This is a genomic window from Reyranella sp. (assembly GCF_044224635.1).
Taxonomy (GTDB): Bacteria; Pseudomonadota; Alphaproteobacteria; order Reyranellales; family Reyranellaceae; genus Reyranella.
This window is the reverse complement of sequence record NZ_JBGAKA010000031.1, coordinates 44230-64875: the sequence shown is the minus strand read 5'-3', so window position 1 is coordinate 64875 and position 20646 is coordinate 44230. Positions and strand designations below refer to the sequence as shown.

Sequence of the window (20646 nt, the reverse complement as noted above, 5' to 3'; positions counted from 1 at the left end):
GCGCCTATGAGTGGCGCGCTCCCCGACATGAGCTTCATGCGCGCAAACGCCGTCATCAGTTGACGCCGCCGCGCAGCAGGAATGCCTCGCGCTGGCTGGGATGCCAGGGCAGGACGCGACGCTCGACCCATTCGGCGAGGCGCCACAGCAGGACGCCGAAAATCGAGAACACGGTGACGGCGGCGAAGGCGAGCGAGGTGTCCATGTCGCCGACGGCGCGGATCAGGAGATGGCCCAATCCCTTGTTGGAGGCGACGAACTCACCGATCACGGCGCCGACCGGCGCCAGGGTGACGGCGAGCTTGATGCCGGCACAGATGCTGGCGAGGGCGCTCGGAAACTGGATCTTGCGCAGGATCTGGCTCGGCGTGGCGCCCATCGCCCGCACCATCAGGATCTGCTCGGGGTCGGCCGACTTGAGACCGGTCACGGTGTTCACGATCACCGGGAAGAAGGTGAAAGCGACGACGAAGAACATCTCGCTTTGCAGGCCGAAGCCAAACCATACGAGGAAGAGGGGAGCGATCACGACCTTGGGAACCGCGTGGGCGATCACCAGCCACGGCGTCAGCATGCGGTCGATCAGACGCGAGGCGGTGATCGCCGCTCCCGCGGCAAGGCCGAACACCACGGCGATGACGAGGCCGAGCGCCGCCGCCAGGGTCGTGATTGCGAGCTGGCTGACCAGGTACCACCAGTGCTGGCCGATCGTCGCCACGATCTGCGTCGGCGCGGGCAGGATGTAGATCGGGATCTTGAGCAGGCGTACGAGGCCTTCCCACAGGGCGAGCCCGAGGAGGCCGCTCAGCAGCGGCCACATCACGCCGGCGAAGGCATCTACGAGACCCGAGCCCTGTCCCGTGGCTGGAGCCGGCGCGGCGATGCCGGGCGCCTCGGTCGTTCCGGTCGTCATCCGACGAGCACTCCCGCCTTCTCGAAATGCTCGCGAATGCGTCGGCCGATGGCGGTGAATTCGGGCGTCTCGCGCAGGGCAAGCCGGCGCGGCCGGGCGAACGGCACGACGATATCGTCCATGATCGAGCCGGGCCGCCCCGACATCACCAGCACGCGGTCGGCGCAGAAGATCGCCTCCGAGATGCTGTGGGTGATCAGCAGGGTGGTGACGCCTTCGCTGGTCTGCACCCGCTGCAGCAGCACGTTCATCTGGTCGCGGGTCAGCGCATCGAGGGCGCTGAACGGCTCGTCGAGGAAAAGCTGTGCCGGCCGCGTCAGCAGGGCGCGGGCGATCGCCACGCGCTGGCGCATGCCGCCCGACAGTTGCCAGGGATAGGCGCCGGTGAAACCGGCGACGTCGAACTCCTGCAGCAGCGCCCGGGCGCGCGGCTCGAGGCCGGCCAGCCCCTTGATCTCGGCCGGCAGCAGCACGTTGCCCAGCACGTCGCGCCATTCGAGCAGCAGGTCGCGCTGGAAGACGATGCCGACGTTGGTCAGAGGGCCGTTGACCGTGGTGGTGCCGACGCGGATATCGCCGCGTGTCGGCGGCTCGAGCCCGGCAATGAGCCGCATCAGGGTGCTCTTGCCGCAGCCGCTCGGGCCGACGATGCTGACTGCCTCGCCGGGGCGCAGCTCGGCGCTGAGCGGCGCCAGCGCTTGGATGGCGCCGTAAACCTTCTCGACCTTGCGCAGAAGGATCGGCGCGCCAGTTGGGCCGCGGCTACCGCTTTCGCCCGCCAATTGGCCGCCCACGGTCATGCGATCCGCGCCCCTTCCCAACAATTCCCCGATGAAATCGTTGTCATGCAGCGCAAGTGCTGTCAAGAAAAAGGTCCCTCGCTGCGCTCGGGATGACAGCGATTCTGTCATCCCGAGCGCAGCGAGGGACCTTTGATTGGCTACGAGCGAAGGCCCGCTTAGGTCAGCGCCCCGCAGGCGCGTTGGATGCGGCGGCCGGCCTCTTCGAGGAGGTCGGTGGCGGTGGCGTAGGAGATGCGGAAGGCCGGGCCCATGCCGAAGGCCGAGCCCTGGACGACCGACAGGCCTTCGGCCTCCAGCAGGTAATTCACGAAGTCTGTGTCGTTCTCGATCTTCTTGCCGTCGGGCGTCGTCTTGCCGATCACGCCGGCGCACGACGGATAGACGTAAAAGGCGCCTTCCGGCCGGGCGCAGCGCAGGCCACGGGCCTGGTTCAGCATCGACACGATGAGGTCGCGGCGCTGCTTGAACACTGCGACGTTCTTCGGGATGAAATCCGTCGGCCCGTTGAGCGCCGCGACCGACGCTGCCTGGCTGATCGAGCTTGCGTTGGACGTGCTCTGCGACTGCACCGTGGTCATGGCCTCGATCAGTTTCTGCGGGCCGGCGGCGTAACCGATGCGCCAGCCCGTCATGTTGTAGGCCTTGGACACGCCGTTCATGGTGAGCGTGCGGTCGTACAGCTTGGGCTCGACCTCGGCCGGCGTCGAGAAGACGAAGTCGTCGTAGACCAGCTTCTCGTACATGTCGTCGGTCAGCACCCAGACGTGGGGATGGCGCAGCAGCACGTCGCACAGAGCCCGCAGGTCGGCGCGCGTATAGGCGGCGCCGGTCGGATTGCTGGGCGAGTTCAGGATCAGCCACTTCGTCTTTGGCGTGATCGCCCGCTCGAGATCCTCGGGCTGCAGCTTGAAGCCCTTCGATTCGGGGCAGTCGACGATCACCGGCGTGCCATCGCCGAACAGCACCATCTCCGGATAGGAGACCCAGTAGGGCGCCGGCACGATCACCTCGTCTCCCGGATTGAGCGTCGCCAGCATGGCGTTGAAGATGATCTGCTTGCCGCCCGAGGTGACGACGGTCTGCGACGGCTTGTAGTCGAGGCCGTGGTCACGCTTCATCTTGGCGCAGATCGCCTGGCGCAGCGCCGGCGTGCCGGGCACCGCGGTGTATCTCGTGTCGTTCTCGCGGATCGCCTTGATCGCCGCTTCCTTGATGTGGTCGGGCGTTGGGAAGTCGGGCTCGCCGGCCGCCAGGCCGATCACGTCCTTGCCCGCCGCTTTCATCTCCAGGAACTTGCCTTGCGCGGCATTGGTCGGAGAGGGCTTGATGCGGCTGAGACGATCGGCAATGAAAGCCATAACGCGGCGCTTCCTTTCAAGCGTGTGAAAAAGCGCGCGAAAATACTGACGGCGTGCCGGCTCCGCAAGGCGAGGCGGCTGGCCGAGCCGCTATTTCTCGTACGTTCGTGCCGTACCGGCCCTAATCCTCAATCGATCACCTTGATCGTCGCGTCCACCGTCATCGTCGCCTCGCCGAAGCCGATGCGGCGGCCGCTGACGGGGGCGGCGTCGCGGTAGTCGAGGCCGACCGCCACGCGCAGGCTGTCGCCGCGCGGGCTGATGCCGTTGGCGGGGTCGAAACCCACCCAGTCGAGGCCGGGCACCCAGGCCTCCGCCCACGAGTGGCTGGTGCGGCCGACATGCAGCTCGGGGTCGTCGTTGCGCAGATAGCCGCTGACGTAGCGCGCTGGCACGCCAAGACGGCGGCAGCAGGCGATGAAGATGTGCGCCTCGTCCTGCGCCACGCCGACGCCGCGCGCCAGCGCCTCGGCCGCCGTCGTATCGACGGTCGAGGCGCCGGTGCCGTAGGTCATGCGCTCGCCGATCCGGCCCATCACCTCATGCAGCACGGCGACGCGCCCGGCCGGATCGGCGGCTCTCTCGTGCAGCCCCTCGATCAGGGGATCGAAGCTCGCATCCGGCGTCGCCAGGGCCGAGTTGCGCAGCCAGAACGGTGCCGGCAGTGTCGGCACCTCGGCATAGCGTAGCCAATGGTCGGCGCCACTGAATTCGTAGACGCCATGCACCACGATCTCGACCGAGTCGTGCTGATGGGCCACCGAGAAGGTCGTCACCTGGTTGTTGTGGCCGTCGAGCCATTCGGAGCGCTTGCCCGGCCCCTCGATTCGCCACGACACGATGCGCTGGCCTGTCGCCGGCTTGGGCGTCAGCCGGACATCGTGGATGGAATGACCCGACGGCTGATCGAACTTGAAGCGGGTGGCATGGTGGACGGAGAGACGCATGGTTGCTCGCTCAATCCAGCAGGAACTGGCGGCCGATCTCGTCGGACAGGGTGGCGATGTCGGCGCGCACGTTGCCCAAGAACGATTTCAAGCCCTGCTCGAAGACCTTGTCGATACGGGCATAGCGCAGCCGGGCGTGCAGCTCCCCGGCCAGCCGGTCGGCCTCGCCGCGCGTGCCGTAGACGTCGGCCAGTTCGCCCATGCTGCTGTCGACCATCCCCAGGCAGTGGTGGACCGAGCGCGGAACGTCGCGGCGCAGCATCATAAGCTCGGCGACCTTCATGGGATGCAGCGCGCTGCGATAGATGCGGCGGTAGGTCCGCACGGCGCCGATGCAGGCCAGCACTTCCGACCAGGCGAAGTAGTCGAGACCGCCGGCGTCGGGATTGCCGTCGGGCCGCAGCACGTGGAACTTCACGTCCAGGATGCGGGCGGTGTTGTCGGCGCGCTCCAGGAAGGCGCCGAGCTGCAGGAAGTTGTAGGCCTCGTCGCGCAGCAGGGTGACCTGGGCGGCGCCGAAGATCATCACCGCCTGGGTACGCACCATCTCGATCAGGGCGCCGCGGTCGAGCTGGGCGCGGTTGCGGCGCAGGCGAGCGTTGAGCTCGAGCCACAGCCCGTTGAGACTTTCCCACACGTCGACCGTGATGTTGTTGCGCTCCTCGCGGGCGTTGCGCCGCGCCGCGCCGATCGAGCTCGCGATCGACGACGGGTTGTTCTGGTCGAGCACCAGGAAATCGATCAGGTCGGCCAGCCGGCCGCCCGATTGCTGCTGGCTCTGCCGGAACTCGTCCTCCATGCCGAAGATCGCCGCCACCCCGACCGCTTCCTCGCCGCGCGACTGCAGCGCCATGCGCTGGGTCGCCTCGATCAGGCGGGCGGTCGACTTGGCGCGCTGCAGGTAGCGGCCCATCCAGTACAGATTCTTGGCGGTACTGCTCAGCATGGGCTTACGGGCTCGCTTCCGGCCGCGGCGCCAGTACCCAGGTATCCTTGGTGCCGCCGCCCTGGCTCGAATTGACCACCAGCGAACCCTCCTTCAGGGCCACGCGCGTCAGGCCGCCGGGGATGATCGTGATCTTGCGGCCCGACAGGACGAACGGACGCAGGTCGACATGGCGGGGCGCCACGCCCTGGCTGACGAAGGTCGGGCAGGTCGACAGGGCGAGTGTCGGCTGGGCGATGTAGTTGTCGGGTCGAGCCTTGAGGATCGCGGCGAACTCCTCGATCTCGGCCTTGCTCGAGGTCGGGCCGACCAGCATGCCCTTGCCGCCGGAGCCATGGATCTCCTTTACCACCAGCTCGGACAGCCGCTCGATGACGTACTTGTAGTCGTCGGCGCGATCGCAGCGCCACGTCGGCACGTTGGAGAGGATCGGCTCCTCGCCGAGATAGAAGCGCACCATCTCGGGCACGTAGGTGTAGGTCGACTTGTCGTCGGCGACGCCGTTGCCGAGCGCGTTGACGATGTTGACGCGGCCGGCGCGCAGGGCGCCGAGCAGGCCGGCGACCCCAAGGAAGGAATCAGGCCGCATCGCCAGCGGATCGAGGAAGGCATCGTCGACCCGGCGGTAGATCACGTCCACCCGCTGGGGCCCGCGCGGCGTGCGCATGTAGACGCGGCCCTCGTCGACGAACAGATCGGAGCCTTCGACCAGCTCGATGCCCATCTCGTCGGCCAGGAAGGCGTGCTCGAAATAGGCGCTGTTGTAATGGCCCGGTGTCAGCAGCACGACGTTGGGCTCGGCGTCATCGCTGAACGATACCGAGCGCAGCGTCGCCAGCAGCTCCTCCGAATAGTCGGCGACCGGCAGGACCCCCATGGCGGAGAACAGCTCGGGCGCGAGCCGCATCATGACTTCGCGATTCTCGAGCACGTAGGAGACGCCCGACGGCGTGCGCACGTTGTCCTCGAGGACATAGAATTCCTTCTCGCCGACGCGCACGAGGTCGATGCCGGCGATGTGGGCATGCACGCCGCCCGGCAGCTCCAGCCCCTGGGCCATGGCGACGAACTCGGCATTCATCAGCACCTGCTGCTCGGGGATGATGCCGGCGCGGCAGATCTCGCGCTTGCGGTAGGCGTCGTCGAGGAAGGCATTCAAGGTGCGTACGCGCTGCACCAGCCCCTTGTGCAGGTGTTGCCATTCGTCCCACGCGATGACCCGCGGGATGATATCGAACGGGATCGTCGTCTCGCTGCCGTCCACCGACCCGTAAGCGCCGAAGGTGATGCCGTGCCGGCGGTAGAACTGGTCGACCTCGACACGCGTTGCCGCCACCTTCTCGGGCGACGTGCGCACCAGCCAGTCGGCCACCGCGCGATAGGGTGCCCGCACCGACCCGCTCGCGCCCGAATTCATCTCGTCAAAAGCCTTGACTGCCATCCGGCATTTCACCCCCCGTCGAATCACAATATAAGCAATCGATGGGCCAACAAAGGGTCCTCGAGACTGTTGCGGGAGGGGACCGGTGAAGCAGGTGTTGATCGAGCGTTACGGCACGCCGTGGGAAGTCGCGCGCTGTGCGGAGGTCGCCGATGTCGGCGCGCCCGCCGCCGACGAGGTGGTGTTCGACGTGCTGGCCTTTCCCATCAATCCGGCGGACATGTGGTTCTGCCGCGGCAGCTACCGGCTGAAGCCGCCGCTGCCGGCGACGCCGGGCGCCGAATGCGTCGGCCGGGTCGCCGCCGTCGGCTCGGCGGTAAGCCACGTCAAGCCGGGCGACCTGGTCATCAACCTGCAACGCGAGAACTGGGCCCAGCGGCGCAGGGTGAAAGGCGACGATGCGATCCCCTTGCCGGCCGGCATCGATCTCAGGCAGGCGGCCATGGTGCGCATCAACCCGCCGACGGCGCTGCTGATGCTGTCGGACTTCGTCGACCTGGCGCCTGGCGACTGGGTAATCCAGAACGTCGCCAACTCGGCGGTCGGCCGGCTGTTGATCGTGCTCGCCAGGCAGCGCGGGCTGCGTACCGTGAATGTCGTGCGGCGGGCCGAGCTCGCCGGTGAGCTGAAGGCGCTGGGCGCCGATGTCGTGGTGGTCGACGGCGACGATCTCGCCCAACGGGTCGCCCAGGCGACCGGCGATGCCCGCATCATGCTGGGCGTCGAGGCAATCGGCGGCGCCGCCACCGGGCGGTTGGTAGACTGCGTCGCCACGGACGGCACGGCAGTCCACTACGGCTCGATGAGCGGCGAGGATCCCAGGATCACCCGCAACAACTTCATCTATCGCGGCGTCAAGGTCACCGGCTTCATGTTGGGCCGCTTCCTGGCACGGCGCAGTGCCGAGCAGATCCGCACGATCTATGCCGATCTCGGCCGGCAGGTCATGGCCGGCACGCTGTCGGCCCCGGTCGACACGGTCTATCCGATCGACAAGATCAAGGATGCGCTGGCGCATGCCGACAAGGGCGGGCGCAACGGCAAGATTCTGGTCAGCCCGAACGGGGCGATTTGAGCGAGGAGGAGTGGCGATGAGTTCCGATGTCGCGGCGGTCGAGAAGGTCCTGCAGGTCTATTTCGACGGCCTTTACGAAGGTGACACCAAGAAGCTTGGCGAGGCTTTTCATGCGGCGTCGCATCTCTATGCCGCCGGCGGCGACGGCAAGGCCAGCGACTGGCCGCGCGGCGAATGGTTCAAGATGGTCGAGAGCCGTCCGTCGGGGAAGGCCAAGGGCAGCGCCCGTGCCGACCGCATCGTGTCGATCGACTTTTCCGGCCCCAGCACGGCAATCGCCAAGGTCGAATGCCAGCTGCCGCCGCGCTATTTCACCGACTACCTGACCCTGCTGAAGGTCGACGGCCGCTGGCAGATCATTTCGAAGACCTTCCATACGGTGACGAAGGAAGGGTGACTCAATTCTCCTTTCCAGCGTCTTCGCTGGGGAGGTGTCACCGTCTTACGGCGACGGAGGGGTCATGAGCAGCGGGACTGTGGCCCTTGACCCCTCCGTCCGCGATTACGCGGACACCTCCCCAGCTTCGCTGGGGAGGAGAATGATTAACTCTTCGCGTCTGCCGCGACCTGGACCTTGATCATCTTGTCCTGCGGCGCCGGCACCGAGCCCGACTGGCCCTGACCGCGCTTGATCTTGTCGACGAACTCCATGCCCGACGTGACCTTGCCCCATACTGTGTACTGGCCGTCGAGGAAGTTCGAATCCTTGAAGACGATGAAGAACTGGCTGCGCGCGCTGTTGGGATCGTTGGTCCGCGCCATCGAGACCGCGCCGCGGGCATGCGGCTCCTTGGAGAACTCGGCCTTCAGCGTCTCGCCCATGCCGCCCGAGCCGGTGCCGGTCGGGTCGCCGGTCTGCGCCATGAAGCCGTCGATCACGCGATGGAACACGACGCCGTCGTACTTGCCCTCGCGCGCCAGCTTCTTGATCTGCGCCACGTGATTGGGGGCCAGGTCGGGGCGCATCTCGATCACGACGCGGCCGTCCTTGAGGTCGATGTAGAGGGTGTTTTCCTTGTCCATGGCGGCGGTCGCTCCTGCGAACATGAATGAGATGGCGACGATCAACGGCGTCAGGGTAAGACGCATCTGTGGGTCCCTTGCTGAATTGGCCGGATGCGGCCGGCGGGCGACCATACCGGCCGACCCCGGAATTACAAGCACGCCTGAAGCGGTGGTCCCGGTTCGACAGGCAACAAGAGCTGGTGTTCGGGACTTCCGGTTGTCCGAGCACGGCGTTACGCTTGGTGAGCACAGGTCGCCCTCACTGCGACTGGCCGCCACATACCGAGCGGGGGCGAAAACCCGTTACGTGTCAGGTCTATATCTGGTACTAACCGCTTTAAATGGCGGGGATTTTGCGGGTCGGAACCCTTTGAAACGGGACGGCTCCGCCGAGGGGATGATTGAATGATCGGCAAGTGCACACGGGGCATCTTGGGACTGCTGGCGGCAATCGCCGGGTTGGGCATTGCCGGTGGCGTCCAGGCGCAGCCGATCGTCGGCGTGCCGCATGATTGGCAGGTCAACTTCCCGCCGTCCTACACGCCGCTGATGGAGCGCCTGGCGTCGCTGAACGACTTGCTGTTGGTCATCATCACGCTGATCTGCCTGTTCGTCCTGGCGCTCTTGATCTACGCGGTTTACCGCTTCCATGCGACGCGCAATCCGACGGCGACCACGACCACGCACAACACCGTGCTGGAGATCGCCTGGACCGTCATTCCGATCCTGATCCTGGTGGTCATCGCCATCCCGTCCTTCCGCCTGCTGTACTACGGAGACAAGCTCGCCGAGGCGGCGATGACCATCAAGGTTGTCGGTCACCAGTGGTACTGGAGCTACGAATATCCCGACCAGGGCAACTTCTCGATCGACAGCCGCATCCTGAGCGAGGCCGACCGCGTCAAGCAGAAGCCCGACGTGCCGCGCTTGCTGGCGGTCGATGAGGAGATGGTCGTCCCCATCGGCACCAACATCCGCATTATCGGCACCGCGGCCGATTCGATGCACGGCTGGACCGTCCCGGGCTTCGGCATCAAGAAGACCGTCATTCCAGGCCGCCTCAACGAGGGCTGGATCAACATCTTCAAGGAAGGCTTTTATTTCGGCCAGTGCTCGCAGATCTGCGGCAACAACCACAGCTTCATGCCGATCGCCGTCCGAGCCGTTTCCAAGCCCGAATTCGACAAGTGGGTTGAGCAGAAGAAGAAGTCGGCGGGCCTGCTGCCCGCGACCGACGTCGCTGCCGCCACCGCTCCCGCCAACCGCTAAGCGCTTCGCCGCAGGAGAGATCAAATGGCCACCGCGCACGGCGCCGCTCACGACCACCACGCTCACGGGCACGATGAGCATCATACGCCAACCGGCATCACCCGCTGGCTTTACAGCACGAACCACAAGGACATCGGCACGATGTACTTGGTGTTCGCGATCGGCGCTGCCCTGATCGGCGCCACCTTCTCCGTGGTCATGCGGCTCGAGCTGCTGCAGCCCGGAGTGCAATACTTCAATGCGCCGGACGGCACACCGAACGGCCACCTGTGGAACACCGTGGTCACCGCACACGGCCTCATTATGGTGTTCTTCGTCGTCATGCCGGCGCTGATCGGCGGGTTCGGCAACTGGTTCGTGCCGCTGATGATCGGCGCGCCCGACATGGCGTTCCCGCGCATGAACAACATCAGCTTCTGGCTGCTGCCGCCGGCCTTCATCCTGCTGCTCGCCTCGGCGGTGATCGGCGGCGGCGTCGGCACCGGTTGGACGATCTATCCGCCGCTCACGATCCAGCAGGGGGCGGGCATGGACCTCGCCATCTTCTCCCTGCACATCGCCGGCGCGTCGTCGATCCTGGGCGCCATCAACTTCATCACCACCATTTTCAACATGCGGGCGCCGGGCATGACCTTGCACCGCATGCCGCTGTTCGCCTGGTCGATCCTGGTGACGGCGTTCCTGCTGCTGCTCGCACTGCCGGTGCTGGCCGGTGCCATCACCATGCTGCTGACCGACCGCAACTTCGGCACGCACTTCTTCGACGCGGCCGGCGGCGGCGATCCCACCCTGTTCCTGCACCTCTTCTGGTTCTTCGGCCACCCCGAGGTGTACATCATGATCCTGCCGGCCTTCGGCATCATCAGCCACATCATCTCGACCTTCTCGAAGAAGCCGATCTTCGGCTACCTCGGCATGGCCTACGCGATGGTGGCGATCGGCATCGTCGGATTCGTCGTGTGGGCGCACCACATGTTCACCGTCGGCATGGATATCGACACCCGCGCCTATTTCGTCGCGGCGACCATGGTGATCGCGGTGCCGACCGGCGTGAAGATCTTCAGCTGGGTCGCCACCATGTGGGGCGGCTCGATCCGGCTCGAGGTGCCGATGCTGTGGGCGATCGGCTTCATCTTCCTGTTCACGGTGGGCGGCGTCACCGGGGTTGTGCTGGCCAATGCCGGCGTCGACTACGCCCTGCACAACACCTACTACGTGATCGCGCATTTCCATTACGTGCTGTCGCTCGGCGCGGTGTTCGGCATGTTCGCCGGGTTCTACTACTGGATCGGCAAGATGAGCGGCCGGCAGTATCCCGAGTGGGCCGCCCAGATCCATTTCTGGACCACCTTCTTCGGCGTGAACCTGACGTTCTTCCCGATGCATTTCAGCGGCTTGGCCGGCATGCCGCGCCATTACGTCGACTACCCCGACGCCATGTGGCACTGGAACTACCTGTCGTCGCTCGGCGCCTTCATCTCGTTCGGCTCGACCATCTTCTGGCTGATCTTCGTGGTGTTCGGCACCCTGCTGGCCGGCCGTCGGGTCGGCGCCAATTACTGGGGCGAGGGCGCGACGACGCTGGAATGGACGGTGCCGTCTCCGCCGCCTTTCCATACCTTCGAAGAGCTGCCGCACATCTCGCCCGCGGCGCACCCCTGATCTCGAGGAGCGGAGGCGCCCGAGCGGCGCCTCCGCCTTGACGTGCAATGAGCGATACCGCCCAGATCCTGACCCGGTCCTTTGACGCAGCGTCGCCGGCGCGCGTGCGGGACTATGTCGACCTGCTGAAGCCCCGGGTCATGTCGCTGGTGGTTTTCACCGGCCTGATCGGCGTCGTGATCGCACCTGGCCATCTGCATCCTTTCACTGCGGCGCTCGCGGTGCTGGCGATCGCGCTCGGCTCGGGCGCCGCTGGCGCCATCAACATGTGGTACGAGCGCGACCTTGACGTCCTGATGGCACGCACCCGCCTTCGGCCGCTGCCGACCGGCCGGGTGGCGCCGGACGATGCGCTGGGGCTCGGCGTCCTGCTGTCGCTGTTCTCCGTGCTGCTGATGGCGGTGTCGGCCAACTTCATGGCCGCGGCGCTGCTCGCGGCAGCCATCCTGTTCTATGTCTTCGTTTATACGATCTGGCTGAAACGGCGCACGGCGCAGAATATCGTGATCGGCGGCGCTGCCGGCGCCTTTCCGCCGATGATTGGCTGGGCGGCGGCGACCGGCGACGTCTCCCCCGTCAGCATCGCGCTGTTCCTGCTGATCTTCCTGTGGACGCCGCCGCATTTCTGGGCGCTCGCGCTCTATCGCTGCGACGACTACCGCCGTGCCGGCGTGCCGATGCTGCCGGTCGTGGCCGGCGCGCGCGAGACCAAGCGCCAGATGCTGATCTACACCGTGCTGCTGGTGCCGGTGGCGCTGGTGCCGACACTGCTCGGCACGGTGGGCTGGCTCTATGGCGTGGTCGCGCTGGGGCTCAGCCTGGCCTTCATCGGTCACGCCGCGCAGGTGTGGCGCTCCCCTGACGACGAGCGCGGTCATTCGTCGGCGCGGCGCATGTTCCGGTTCTCGCTGCTCTATCTCGCGGGCCTCTTCGCCGCTCTTCCGGTCGACCGGATTCTGATCGGATGAGCGACGCCATGGCCGATCCCCGTCGTCCCAGCGACACCGACGTGCATCGCCGCCAACGCGGCAAGAACCTGTTCGTGGCGGGCTTCCTCGTGGTGATGGCGCTTATGTTCTTCTTCCTCACCATCGTGCGCATGGGAGGGCAGGGGTGAGCGCGCCGCACGACAGGAAGACGGGTGACAGGAACGCCCGTCTGGCGTGGTGGCTGGCCGGCGTGGTTGGCGGCATGCTGGCGCTCGCCTACGCGTCCTCGCCGCTCTACGACCTGTTCTGCCGAACGACAGGCTTCGGTGGCACGCCACAGGTCGCCCAGGCCGGCGACCGGCCGATCCTCGAGCGCACCGTGGCCGTCCGCTTCGACTCAAACGTCGATCCCAACCTGCCCTGGCGCTTCCAGCCGCTGGAGCGCGAGGTCAGGGTGAAGCTTGGCGAAGAGCACCTGACGCACTATCGAGTGACCAACCTCTCGCAGCGTCCGATCGTCGGCACCTCGGCCTACAACGTGACGCCTGAGCCGGCCGGTCCGTGGTTCAACAAGGTGCAATGCTTCTGCTTCACCGAGCAGCTGCTCCTGCCCGGCCAGTCGGTCGACTTGCCGGTGATCTTTTTCGTCGATCCCGAGATGGCTAAGGATCGGCGCTACGACAACGTCCGCACCATCACGCTTTCCTACACCTTCTTCGAGGCGAAGACGGAGCGGGCGAAGACCTTGCTGGGCGGCGTGCCCGCCAGTGCGACCGGAAAGGGTGGATGAATATGGCCGACGGCACACCGAAGCATCCCTATCACCTTGTCGATCCCAGCCCATGGCCGGCGCTGGGAGCGGTGGGGGCTTTGCTGCTGGCGCTTGGCGCCGGCCTCGGCATGCATCCCGACATGATGGGCAAAGGCGTCGAGGGGATCGTCAAGTCGGTCCAGTGGTGGGTCATCGCGCCCGGCCTCGGCCTCATCCTGGCGGTGATGTTCTGGTGGTGGAGCGATGTCATCGCCGAGTCGCGCAAGTACCACACCGCGGTGGTCCAGCTCGGGCTGCGCTACGGCATGATCCTGTTCATCGCCTCGGAGGTCCTGTTCTTCGCCGCGTTCTTCTGGGCCTTCTTCGACGCGGCGCTCTATCCGGGCGCGCCGGAGCAGCCGGTGCGAACCGAGGCGACCGGCGGTATCTGGCCGCCCAAGGGCATCAGCATCATCGCGCCGTTCGATCTGCCCTTCATGAACACGCTGATCCTGCTGCTCTCGGGCACGACGGTCACGTGGGCGCACCACGCCATCCTGGAGGGCAACAAGCGCGATGCCGTGCGTGGGCTCACTCTCACCGTGATCCTGGGCATCTGCTTCACCGGCATCCAGGCGTACGAGTACATCAACGCGCCGTTCAGCTTCCGCGAGAACATCTATTCATCGACCTTCTTCATGGCGACCGGCTTTCATGGTTTCCACGTGCTGGTCGGCACGACCTTCCTGATCGTCTGCCTGTTTCGCGCCATGGCCGGTCACTTCAAGCCCAAGCAGCATTTCGGCTTCGAGGCGGCCGCCTGGTACTGGCACTTCGTCGACGTGGTCTGGCTGTTCCTGTTCTTCTGCATCTACTGGTGGGGCTCCGGCAACGCGCCGATCGCGCTGCACTGAGGGCGTCACGAATTTCCTCCCCGGCTTCGCTGGGGAGGTGTCGGCGTCTTCGCCGACGGAGGGGTCATGATTCAGGAGTCATGACCCCTCCGTCGCGTAAGACGCGACAGCTCCCCACGCATGGCGTGGGGAGGAATATGGGTTTGGGAGCCGATGATGTCGCAATGGCCGCGCCAATCGCCTCTCGACGTCGCGCTGCGCGCGGTCTGTCCGCGCTGTGGTCGCGGGCGTCTGTTCCAGGGTGTGCTCGGCATCGTCGAGCGCTGCTCCGTCTGCGATCTCGATCTGCGCGGCAACGATGCCGGCGACGGACCGGCAGTGTTCGTGATCCTGGGGCTCGGCGCCATCATGATGATGCTGGTGTTCTGGGTCGAGTTCCGCTTCGAGCCGCCGTGGTGGCTGCACGTCCTGCTCTGGGTGCCGATCACCGTAGGGTTGGCGGTGTGGCTACTGCGCCTCCTGAAGGCTCTGCTGATCGCCCAGCAATACACCCATCGCTCGACGGCTCTCGATGAGTAGAAGCAGTCCGGTGTTCCAGCTGCGGCCGGCCTTCTGGCCCTCGCTGGTCTCGCTGGTGATCTTCGCCGTCGCGATGGGGCTCGGCATCTGGCAGATGGAGCGGCGCGCGTGGAAGCGCGACATCCTGGATCGCATCGCCGTCAACCAGGCCGCCGCGCCGATCAGCCTCGACGAGCTGCTGAAGGGCGATCCGCTGAGGCACGAATACGGGCGCGTGAAGCTTGCCGGCACGTTCGTGCACGACAAGGAATTCTACCTTGCAGCCCGCAGCCTCAAGAACAAGGTTGGCCTTCAAGTGGTGACGCCGCTGTGCACCGACGAGGGCCGCATCGTGCTGTTCGATCGCGGTTGGATCCCGCAGGAAGCCAAGGAGCCGGCGCGCCGCGCCGTCGGCCAGGTGCAAGGCGAGGTCGAGCTCACCGGCATCGTACGGCGCAACCAGGAGCGCCGCCAGTTTGCGCCCGAGAACGTGCCCGACCGCAACGTATGGTTCCACGTCGATGTACCGCTGATGCGCAGCATGGCTGGCGGCAAACCCGATCCCAAGCTCGATGCGTTCTTCATGGAGGCCGACGCCGCAGCCAACCCGGGTGGTCTGCCGGTCGGCGGCCAGACTAGGCTCGATATCCCCAACGACCATCTGCAGTACGCCATAACCTGGTTCGGGATCGCGCTGGCCATGGCCGGCGTCTATCTCGCCTATCACTGGGAGAACGGGCGTCTCACGTTGTTTGGCCGCAGCAAGGTCGAGACATGATCGCCAACGATCCCTATGCCGAGCTCGAGCGCCGCTTCGCCCGGCTGAGCGCCGTGCAGCGCGCCAGCGCCATCTTGAACTGGGATCGCTCGACCATGATGCCGGACGGTGCGAGCGAAGATCGAGCCGATCAGCTGGCGACCCTGGGCGTCATCGCCCACGGCATGATTTCCGCTCCCGAGATGCCGGACCTGCTGGCCCGGGCGGAGGAGGGCGCTGCCGGCCTCGATCCCTGGCGAGCGGCCAACCTGCGCGAGATGCGGCGGCTGTGGGTGCATGAGAGCGCGTTGCCGGCCGACCTGGTCGAGGCACGCACGCGCGCCACATCGGCGTGCGAGATGGCCTGGCGCGACGCCAAGAAGAATGCTGACTTCAAGGCACTGCTGCCGACCATGGGCGAGGTGCTGACGCTGGTCCGGCGGGCCGGCGAGGCCAAGGCCGCCGCGCTGGGCACGACACTCTATGACGCCCTGCTCGACGAGTTCGAGCCCGGCGGGCGGGCCGCGCGCATCGACGTTCTGTTCGCCGAGCTGAAATCCTTCCTGCCCGGGCTGCTGGGCCGCGTGATCGAGCATCAGAAGCGACAGCCGGCACCCTTGACGCTGGATGGACCGTTTCCGGTCGAGCAGCAGCGCAAGCTCGGCGAGGAGCTGATCCGCCTCATCGGCTTCGACTTTTCGCATGGGCGGCTCGACGCCTCGGCGCATCCTTTCACCGGCGGCACGGCCGACGATGTCCGTATCACCACGCGTTACGACGAGGCGGATTTCGCACGTGCCCTGATGGGCGTGCTGCACGAGACCGGGCACGGCCTCTACGAGGCCGGCCTGCCGCGCGACTGGCGGCGTCAGCCAGTCGGCAATGCCCGCGGCATGGCGCTGCACGAGAGCCAGTCGCTGTTGATGGAGATGCAGGCTTGCCGCAGCGATGCCTTCATCGCCTTTGCGGCGCCGCGCATGCGCGCCGCCTTCGGCAAGGACGGGCCGGCCTGGACGGTCGACAACGTCCATCGCCTCTACACGCGGGTGGCGCCGGGCTTCATCCGGGTCGATGCCGACGAGGTGACCTACCCGCTGCACATCATGCTGCGCTACCGCCTCGAACGGGCGCTGCTCGCCGGCGACCTGCCCCTGGCCGACCTGCCGGGGGCCTGGAACGAGGGGATGCGCGAGCTGCTGGGCATCGTGCCGCCGGACGACGCCCTGGGCTGCCTGCAGGACATCCATTGGCCGGATGGCGGGTGGGGCTATTTCCCGACCTATACGCTGGGCGCCCTGGCGGCTGCTCAACTCTTCGCCGCCGCCCGGCGCGCCGACCGCGACCTGCTGCACTGCATCGGCCAGGGCGACTTCGCGCCGCTGCTCGGCTGGCTGCGCACCAACGTGCATGGCAAGGGTTCGCTTGCCAGCACCGATCAGATCCTGACCGAGGCGACCGGCGCCCCCCTCGGAACCGCCGCCTTCAAGGCGCATCTGGAAAGCCGCTACCTGGCGGCGTAAGAGGGAGCCCATGCTCGAACTCCGACCGAACTGCGAATGCTGCGACAAGGACCTGCCGAACGGTGCGCCGGACGCGCTGATCTGCACCTTCGAATGCACCTTCTGCGCGGCCTGCGCGCAAACCCGCCTGGGCGGCCATTGCCCCAACTGCGGCGGCGATCTCGTCAAGCGGCCGACCCGGCCGGAGCGGGCCCTGCAGAAATTTCCTGCCTCGACCAGGCGCGTCCGCAAGGATCACGAAGCCTGTCGCCAGGTCGCGTAGCCCGAGCCGCCTACCAGGAGTTCACAGTGCGCTACATCAGCACGCGCCACGGCTCGCAGGGCAAGCCTGAGCCGCTCGGCTTCGAGGATATCATGCTCGCGGGCCTCGCCCGCGACGGCGGTCTCTACCTGCCGACCGAGTGGCCGCGTTTCTCGACCGCGCAGATCGCCCGGCTGGCCGGCCTGTCCTATGGCGACCTGGCCTTCGAGATCATGCGGCCGTTCGTCGGCGAGAGCTTCGACGAGCCGACCTTCCGCCGCCTGATCGGCGAGGCCTATGCCTCCTTCGAGACCGCCGAAGTCGCCCCGCTGAAGGCGCTCGGCGAGGCAACGTCGTCCGATGCGGGCCTGCACCTGCTCGAGCTGTTCCATGGTCCGACGCTCGCCTTCAAGGACGTGGCGCTGCAGCTGCTCGGCCGCATGCTCGACGAGACCCTGACGGTGCGCGGCCGGCACGCCACCATCGTCGGCGCCACGTCGGGCGACACCGGCTCGGCCGCCATCGAGGCGGTCCGCGATCGCAAGACCATCGACATCTTCATGCTGCATCCGCGCGGCCGGGTGAGCGAGGTGCAGCGTCGCCAGATGACGACGGTGCTCGCTTCCAACGTGCACAACATCGCCGTCGAGGGAACGTTCGACGATTGCCAGGATCTCGCCAAGGCCTGCTTCAACGATCTCGCCTTCCGCGATCGCCATGCGCTCACCGCCGTCAACTCGATCAACTTCGCGCGCGTGATGGCGCAGATCGTCTATTACTTCTGGGCGGCTCTGAAGCTCGGCGCGCCGCAGCGACCGGTTGCCTTCACGGTGCCCAGCGGCAATTTCGGCAACGTCTATGCCGGCTATGCGGCACGCCAGATGGGCCTGCCAGTATCGCATTTCGTCGTTGGCGCCAACAGCAACGACATCCTGGCGCGCTTCTTCGAGAGCGGCGTCATGGAGACGTCGACCGTCGTTCCGACGCTGAGCCCCAGCATGGACATCCAGATATCGAGCAACTTCGAGCGCCTGCTGTTCGATCTCTACGATCGCAACGGCGTGGCGTTGGCCGACGCCATGGTGGCGTTCCGCAGCACCGGCAGGCTCACGGTCGGCGCCAATGCGCTGGCTGGCGTCCGCCAGCTCTTCGATGCCGGCCGGCTCGACGATGCCGGCACCCTGGCGGCAATCGCCGACTGCCGCCGCCGTTATGGCGAGACGATCGATCCGCATACCGCCGTAGGATACGCCGTCGCCCAGCAGCACCGCCGCGATCGCGCGGTGCCCATGGTCGTGCTGGCGACCGCCCATCCGGCGAAGTTCCCCGACGCGGTCGAGAAGGCGACCGGCGAACGGCCGGCGCTGCCGCCTCGCCTCGGCGACCTCCTGGATCGGCCGGAGCGCACGGACAACCTGCCGAACGACGCGGCGGCGCTGAAGGCGCTGATCGACGTTCGGCGAGGCCTCGTGCCTGCCAGCCCGGCTCGCGCCAAGGTGCTGTCATGAGCGACGTCAAGGTCACCACGCTGGGCAACGGGCTGCGCGTTGCGGTCGATGCGATGCCCGAGGTCGAATCGGCTTCGCTCGGCATCTGGGTCGCCTGCGGCACGCGCCATGAGTCGGCCGAGCTGAATGGCATGGCCCACATGCTGGAGCACATGGCGTTCAAGGGTACGCGCACGCGCTCGGCCCGCGCCATCGCCGAGGAGATCGAGAATGTCGGCGGCAGCCTCAACGCCTATACCGGCCGCGAGATCACGGCCTATCACGCCTCGGTTCTGAAAGAAGATGTCGCACTCGGGGTCGAGATGATCTCCGACATCCTGCGCAACTCGGTGTTCGATCCCGACGAGCTGCAGCGCGAGCGCGGCGTGATCCTGCAGGAGATCGGCCAGGCGCTCGACACGCCTGACGATGTGATCTACGACCAATTCCAGGAAACGGCGCTGCCCGGCCAGCCTCTGGGGCGGCCGGTGCTCGGTACCGCCGAGTCGGTCGAGGCGATCGGGCGCGATGATCTGTTCGCCTATCTTGCCCGTCACTACACCGCCTCCAACATGGTCCTGGCGGCGGCTGGACGGGTCGAGCACGCCCAGATCGTCGACCTGGCAGAGAAGCATTTCGGCTCCGTGCCGCGCACGCCGGCCAATGCCGGGCAGCCGGTGCCGCTGAGCTATGTCGGCGGCGACGGCCGCGAGGCGCGCGTCCTGGAGCAGGCGCATCTGGTGCTGGGGTGTCAGGGAATCGGCTATCGCGATCCCGACTATTTCGCCCTGGCGATCTACTCGACGCTGTTCGGCGGCGGCATGTCGTCCCGTCTGTTCCAGCGCATCCGCGAGGAGCGCGGTCTGGTCTACGGCATCCACTGCTTCAACACGGCCTACGCCGATGGCGGCCTGTTCGGCATCTATGCCGGCACCGGCGAAGACGACCTGGCCGAGCTCGTGCCGGCGGTCTGCGAGGAATTCGCCGGCGTCGCCGGCACGCTCACGACCGCCGAGCTGGTGCGCGCGCGCAACCAGATCAAGGCCGGCACCCTGATGGCCCTGGAATCGAGCGGCGCCCGGTGCGAGCAGGCGGCACGCCATCTCATCATCCATGGCCGACCCATTCCGTACGCCGAGATCGTGGCGCGCATCGAAGCGGTCGATGAAGAGGCGGTCCGCCGCGTTGCCCAGCGGCTGCTCCAGGGCAAGCTGACGCTCGCTGCCCTGGGCCCGATCGACGGTCTCGAATCGCTCGACCGGATTGCAGCGCGGCTGGCCGCGTAGCCCGCACGCCTGCCCCGGCCCGACCCTGGGGAGGCGGGCAGCCCTTACGCCGGGCCGGGAGCCTGATCCGGATCGACGGCACGCACGACGTAAGCGGCTGCCTGGGGCTGGTAGAGTTCCCACAGGAAACGCAGCTCGACCAGCGGTTGGGAATTGAGGTCGACGCGAAGGTCGACGTAGGGGAAGCTCTCGCGGTGCACGACGAGAAGTCCGGCGGACTTCAATTGCCTCAGCTCGCCGCCCGCCGCGGCGCCGGCCTCGATGGCGCGCACCAGCCGTTCCGCCAAGTCCTGATCCTCGTTCGCCTCGAAAGCCTCGACCATGGCGTCGACCACCGCGACATCGCGCAGGATGTTGCCGGCTGCAACGCAATTGCGCCCGACCCGGCCCTTGGCGACCGAGACGATCTTGGTGCCGTTGAAGAAGGCACCCGTTCCGTCGGCCGCGAGGATGGCGAGCTGTCGCCATCTCAGGTTCGGGTCACGCTTCTCCAGCCCGTCGATGATCGCCTGGGGTGCCGTGCCGCGCTTGATCTCGCCCAGGATCATGGGGCCGAGCCGCGGATCGGTCCGGTGTTGCGTCAGAACGGCGCCAACCCCTGGCTCGGCCCAGGCGCAGCGGCTGCCGACCGCCATCGACGAGGTGGTGACGATGGCGCCCAGCATGCCGGTTCGGGCGCAGCGTCCGGCGATCGAGAAGGTCATGTCTACTCCGCGGCGTCACGCTGAAAGGGATCGGCAGGGACAGCCAATTCCAGGTTGGCGCGCAACACTCCGCCGAAGGTTGTCAGCGACAGCAATATCCGAGGCGTGACGCGTTGAGAAGAAAGGTCCTTCTCCAACGG

General features: G+C 66.7%; 22 protein-coding genes. 14 read left to right on the top strand and 8 right to left on the bottom strand.

The features are described from left to right. Positions 1-55: 55 nt before the first annotated feature. From ACILR9_RS24255 to ACILR9_RS24230, 6 genes are all read right to left on the bottom strand, one after another. The gene (locus ACILR9_RS24255) at positions 56-913 is read right to left on the bottom strand and encodes an ABC transporter permease (protein ID WP_395712540.1); all 858 of its coding nucleotides are present in this window, start codon (positions 911-913) and stop codon (positions 56-58) included. Then, a complete protein-coding gene (locus ACILR9_RS24250; protein WP_395712539.1) occupies positions 910-1713 on the bottom strand; it encodes an ABC transporter ATP-binding protein in 804 nt (267 codons plus the stop codon). Before ACILR9_RS24250 ends, ACILR9_RS24255 begins: the two co-directional genes overlap by 4 nt. A gap of 158 nt (positions 1714-1871) precedes the next feature. After that, the gene (locus tag ACILR9_RS24245; RefSeq protein ID WP_395712538.1) at positions 1872-3074 is read right to left on the bottom strand and encodes a pyridoxal phosphate-dependent aminotransferase; all 1203 of its coding nucleotides are present in this window, start codon (positions 3072-3074) and stop codon (positions 1872-1874) included. Between the two features lie 128 nt (positions 3075-3202). Continuing rightward, a complete protein-coding gene (locus ACILR9_RS24240; protein WP_395712537.1) occupies positions 3203-4021 on the bottom strand; it encodes a transglutaminase domain-containing protein in 819 nt (272 codons plus the stop codon). 10 nt (positions 4022-4031) lie between these two features. Continuing rightward, positions 4032-4967 carry an alpha-E domain-containing protein gene (locus ACILR9_RS24235; protein WP_395712536.1) on the bottom strand — a complete coding sequence of 312 codons (936 nt, stop codon included), beginning with the start codon at positions 4965-4967 and terminating at the stop codon, positions 4032-4034. Positions 4968-4971: 4 nt separating this feature from the next. Continuing rightward, on the bottom strand, positions 4972-6408 hold the full coding sequence (locus tag ACILR9_RS24230) for a circularly permuted type 2 ATP-grasp protein (RefSeq protein ID WP_395712535.1): 1437 nt from the start codon (positions 6406-6408) through the stop codon (positions 4972-4974). A gap of 85 nt (positions 6409-6493) precedes the next feature. Between ACILR9_RS24230 and ACILR9_RS24225 the strand changes: the two genes are divergently transcribed. Together ACILR9_RS24225 and ACILR9_RS24220 are read left to right on the top strand one after the other, a co-directional pair. Next, the gene (locus ACILR9_RS24225) at positions 6494-7483 is read left to right on the top strand and encodes a zinc-dependent alcohol dehydrogenase family protein (protein ID WP_395712534.1); all 990 of its coding nucleotides are present in this window, start codon (positions 6494-6496) and stop codon (positions 7481-7483) included. A gap of 16 nt (positions 7484-7499) precedes the next feature. Next, positions 7500-7880: a nuclear transport factor 2 family protein gene (locus ACILR9_RS24220; RefSeq protein ID WP_395712533.1), complete on the top strand. Its 381-nt coding sequence runs from the start codon at positions 7500-7502 to the stop codon at positions 7878-7880. 146 nt (positions 7881-8026) lie between these two features. Here the strand turns inward: ACILR9_RS24220 and ACILR9_RS24215 are convergent, their stop codons facing one another. Next, positions 8027-8572: a peptidylprolyl isomerase gene (locus ACILR9_RS24215; RefSeq protein ID WP_395712532.1), complete on the bottom strand. Its 546-nt coding sequence runs from the start codon at positions 8570-8572 to the stop codon at positions 8027-8029. Between the two features lie 321 nt (positions 8573-8893). Here ACILR9_RS24215 and coxB point away from each other — a divergent pair, with 321 nt between their 5' ends. The 12 genes from coxB to ACILR9_RS24155 all read left to right on the top strand — a co-directional run bounded on the left by coxB (position 8894) and on the right by ACILR9_RS24155 (position 19802). Next, a complete protein-coding gene (gene coxB / locus ACILR9_RS24210; protein WP_395712531.1) occupies positions 8894-9757 on the top strand; it encodes a cytochrome c oxidase subunit II in 864 nt (287 codons plus the stop codon). A gap of 24 nt (positions 9758-9781) precedes the next feature. Beyond that, positions 9782-11419, top strand: a complete 1638-nt coding sequence (ctaD, locus tag ACILR9_RS24205) for a cytochrome c oxidase subunit I (protein ID WP_395712530.1) — start codon at positions 9782-9784, stop codon at positions 11417-11419. Between the two features lie 47 nt (positions 11420-11466). Then, the gene (locus ACILR9_RS24200; RefSeq protein WP_395712529.1) at positions 11467-12387 is read left to right on the top strand and encodes a heme o synthase; all 921 of its coding nucleotides are present in this window, start codon (positions 11467-11469) and stop codon (positions 12385-12387) included. A gap of 8 nt (positions 12388-12395) precedes the next feature. Further along, entirely contained in the window at positions 12396-12536 is a 141-nt protein-coding gene (locus ACILR9_RS24195) for a hypothetical protein (RefSeq protein WP_395712528.1), read from the top strand. Beyond that, a complete protein-coding gene (locus ACILR9_RS24190) occupies positions 12533-13138 on the top strand; it encodes a cytochrome c oxidase assembly protein (protein WP_395712527.1) in 606 nt (201 codons plus the stop codon). Before ACILR9_RS24195 ends, ACILR9_RS24190 begins: the two co-directional genes overlap by 4 nt. A 2-nt stretch (positions 13139-13140) precedes the next feature. Then, positions 13141-14013 (top strand): cytochrome c oxidase subunit 3, encoded by an 873-nt coding sequence (locus tag ACILR9_RS24185; RefSeq protein ID WP_395712569.1) that lies wholly within the window; start codon positions 13141-13143, stop codon positions 14011-14013. Between the two features lie 156 nt (positions 14014-14169). Next, on the top strand, positions 14170-14532 hold the full coding sequence (locus tag ACILR9_RS24180) for a DUF983 domain-containing protein (RefSeq protein ID WP_395712526.1): 363 nt from the start codon (positions 14170-14172) through the stop codon (positions 14530-14532). Continuing rightward, on the top strand, positions 14525-15289 hold the full coding sequence (locus ACILR9_RS24175; protein WP_395712525.1) for an SURF1 family protein: 765 nt from the start codon (positions 14525-14527) through the stop codon (positions 15287-15289). The genes ACILR9_RS24180 and ACILR9_RS24175 overlap by 8 nt, the downstream gene beginning before the upstream one ends. After that, entirely contained in the window at positions 15286-16788 is a 1503-nt protein-coding gene (locus tag ACILR9_RS24170) for a carboxypeptidase M32 (protein ID WP_395712524.1), read from the top strand. The genes ACILR9_RS24175 and ACILR9_RS24170 overlap by 4 nt, the downstream gene beginning before the upstream one ends. Positions 16789-16798: 10 nt before the next feature. After that, complete coding sequence (locus ACILR9_RS24165; RefSeq protein WP_395712523.1) at positions 16799-17050, top strand: DUF1272 domain-containing protein; 252 nt, start codon at positions 16799-16801, stop codon at positions 17048-17050. A gap of 26 nt (positions 17051-17076) precedes the next feature. Next, on the top strand, positions 17077-18537 hold the full coding sequence (thrC, locus tag ACILR9_RS24160; RefSeq protein WP_395712522.1) for a threonine synthase: 1461 nt from the start codon (positions 17077-17079) through the stop codon (positions 18535-18537). Further along, a complete protein-coding gene (locus ACILR9_RS24155; RefSeq protein ID WP_395712521.1) occupies positions 18534-19802 on the top strand; it encodes a M16 family metallopeptidase in 1269 nt (422 codons plus the stop codon). Before thrC ends, ACILR9_RS24155 begins: the two co-directional genes overlap by 4 nt. A gap of 44 nt (positions 19803-19846) precedes the next feature. On the opposite strand, the gene ACILR9_RS24150 is transcribed toward ACILR9_RS24155, so the two are convergent. Then, the gene (locus ACILR9_RS24150) at positions 19847-20506 is read right to left on the bottom strand and encodes a DUF1028 domain-containing protein (RefSeq protein WP_395712520.1); all 660 of its coding nucleotides are present in this window, start codon (positions 20504-20506) and stop codon (positions 19847-19849) included. Positions 20507-20646: the final 140 nt, after the last annotated feature.

Coding starts and splice junctions, on each gene's coding strand:
- ACILR9_RS24165 (WP_395712523.1), top strand. CDS start 16,799: ATGCTCGAACTCCGACCGAACTGCGAATGCTGCGACAAGGACCTGCCG.
- ACILR9_RS24195 (WP_395712528.1), top strand. CDS start 12,396: ATGGCCGATCCCCGTCGTCCCAGCGACACCGACGTGCATCGCCGCCAA.
- ACILR9_RS24235 (WP_395712536.1), bottom strand. CDS start 4,967: ATGCTGAGCAGTACCGCCAAGAATCTGTACTGGATGGGCCGCTACCTG.
- ACILR9_RS24150 (WP_395712520.1), bottom strand. CDS start 20,506: ATGACCTTCTCGATCGCCGGACGCTGCGCCCGAACCGGCATGCTGGGC.
- ACILR9_RS24250 (WP_395712539.1), bottom strand. CDS start 1,713: ATGACCGTGGGCGGCCAATTGGCGGGCGAAAGCGGTAGCCGCGGCCCA.
- coxB (WP_395712531.1), top strand. CDS start 8,894: ATGATCGGCAAGTGCACACGGGGCATCTTGGGACTGCTGGCGGCAATC.
- ACILR9_RS24175 (WP_395712525.1), top strand. CDS start 14,525: ATGAGTAGAAGCAGTCCGGTGTTCCAGCTGCGGCCGGCCTTCTGGCCC.
- ACILR9_RS24240 (WP_395712537.1), bottom strand. CDS start 4,021: ATGCGTCTCTCCGTCCACCATGCCACCCGCTTCAAGTTCGATCAGCCG.
- ACILR9_RS24200 (WP_395712529.1), top strand. CDS start 11,467: ATGAGCGATACCGCCCAGATCCTGACCCGGTCCTTTGACGCAGCGTCG.
- ACILR9_RS24245 (WP_395712538.1), bottom strand. CDS start 3,074: ATGGCTTTCATTGCCGATCGTCTCAGCCGCATCAAGCCCTCTCCGACC.
- ACILR9_RS24170 (WP_395712524.1), top strand. CDS start 15,286: ATGATCGCCAACGATCCCTATGCCGAGCTCGAGCGCCGCTTCGCCCGG.
- ACILR9_RS24255 (WP_395712540.1), bottom strand. CDS start 913: ATGACGACCGGAACGACCGAGGCGCCCGGCATCGCCGCGCCGGCTCCA.
- ctaD (WP_395712530.1), top strand. CDS start 9,782: ATGGCCACCGCGCACGGCGCCGCTCACGACCACCACGCTCACGGGCAC.
- ACILR9_RS24155 (WP_395712521.1), top strand. CDS start 18,534: ATGAGCGACGTCAAGGTCACCACGCTGGGCAACGGGCTGCGCGTTGCG.
- ACILR9_RS24220 (WP_395712533.1), top strand. CDS start 7,500: ATGAGTTCCGATGTCGCGGCGGTCGAGAAGGTCCTGCAGGTCTATTTC.
- ACILR9_RS24185 (WP_395712569.1), top strand. CDS start 13,141: ATGGCCGACGGCACACCGAAGCATCCCTATCACCTTGTCGATCCCAGC.
- ACILR9_RS24215 (WP_395712532.1), bottom strand. CDS start 8,572: ATGCGTCTTACCCTGACGCCGTTGATCGTCGCCATCTCATTCATGTTC.
- ACILR9_RS24230 (WP_395712535.1), bottom strand. CDS start 6,408: ATGGCAGTCAAGGCTTTTGACGAGATGAATTCGGGCGCGAGCGGGTCG.
- ACILR9_RS24180 (WP_395712526.1), top strand. CDS start 14,170: ATGTCGCAATGGCCGCGCCAATCGCCTCTCGACGTCGCGCTGCGCGCG.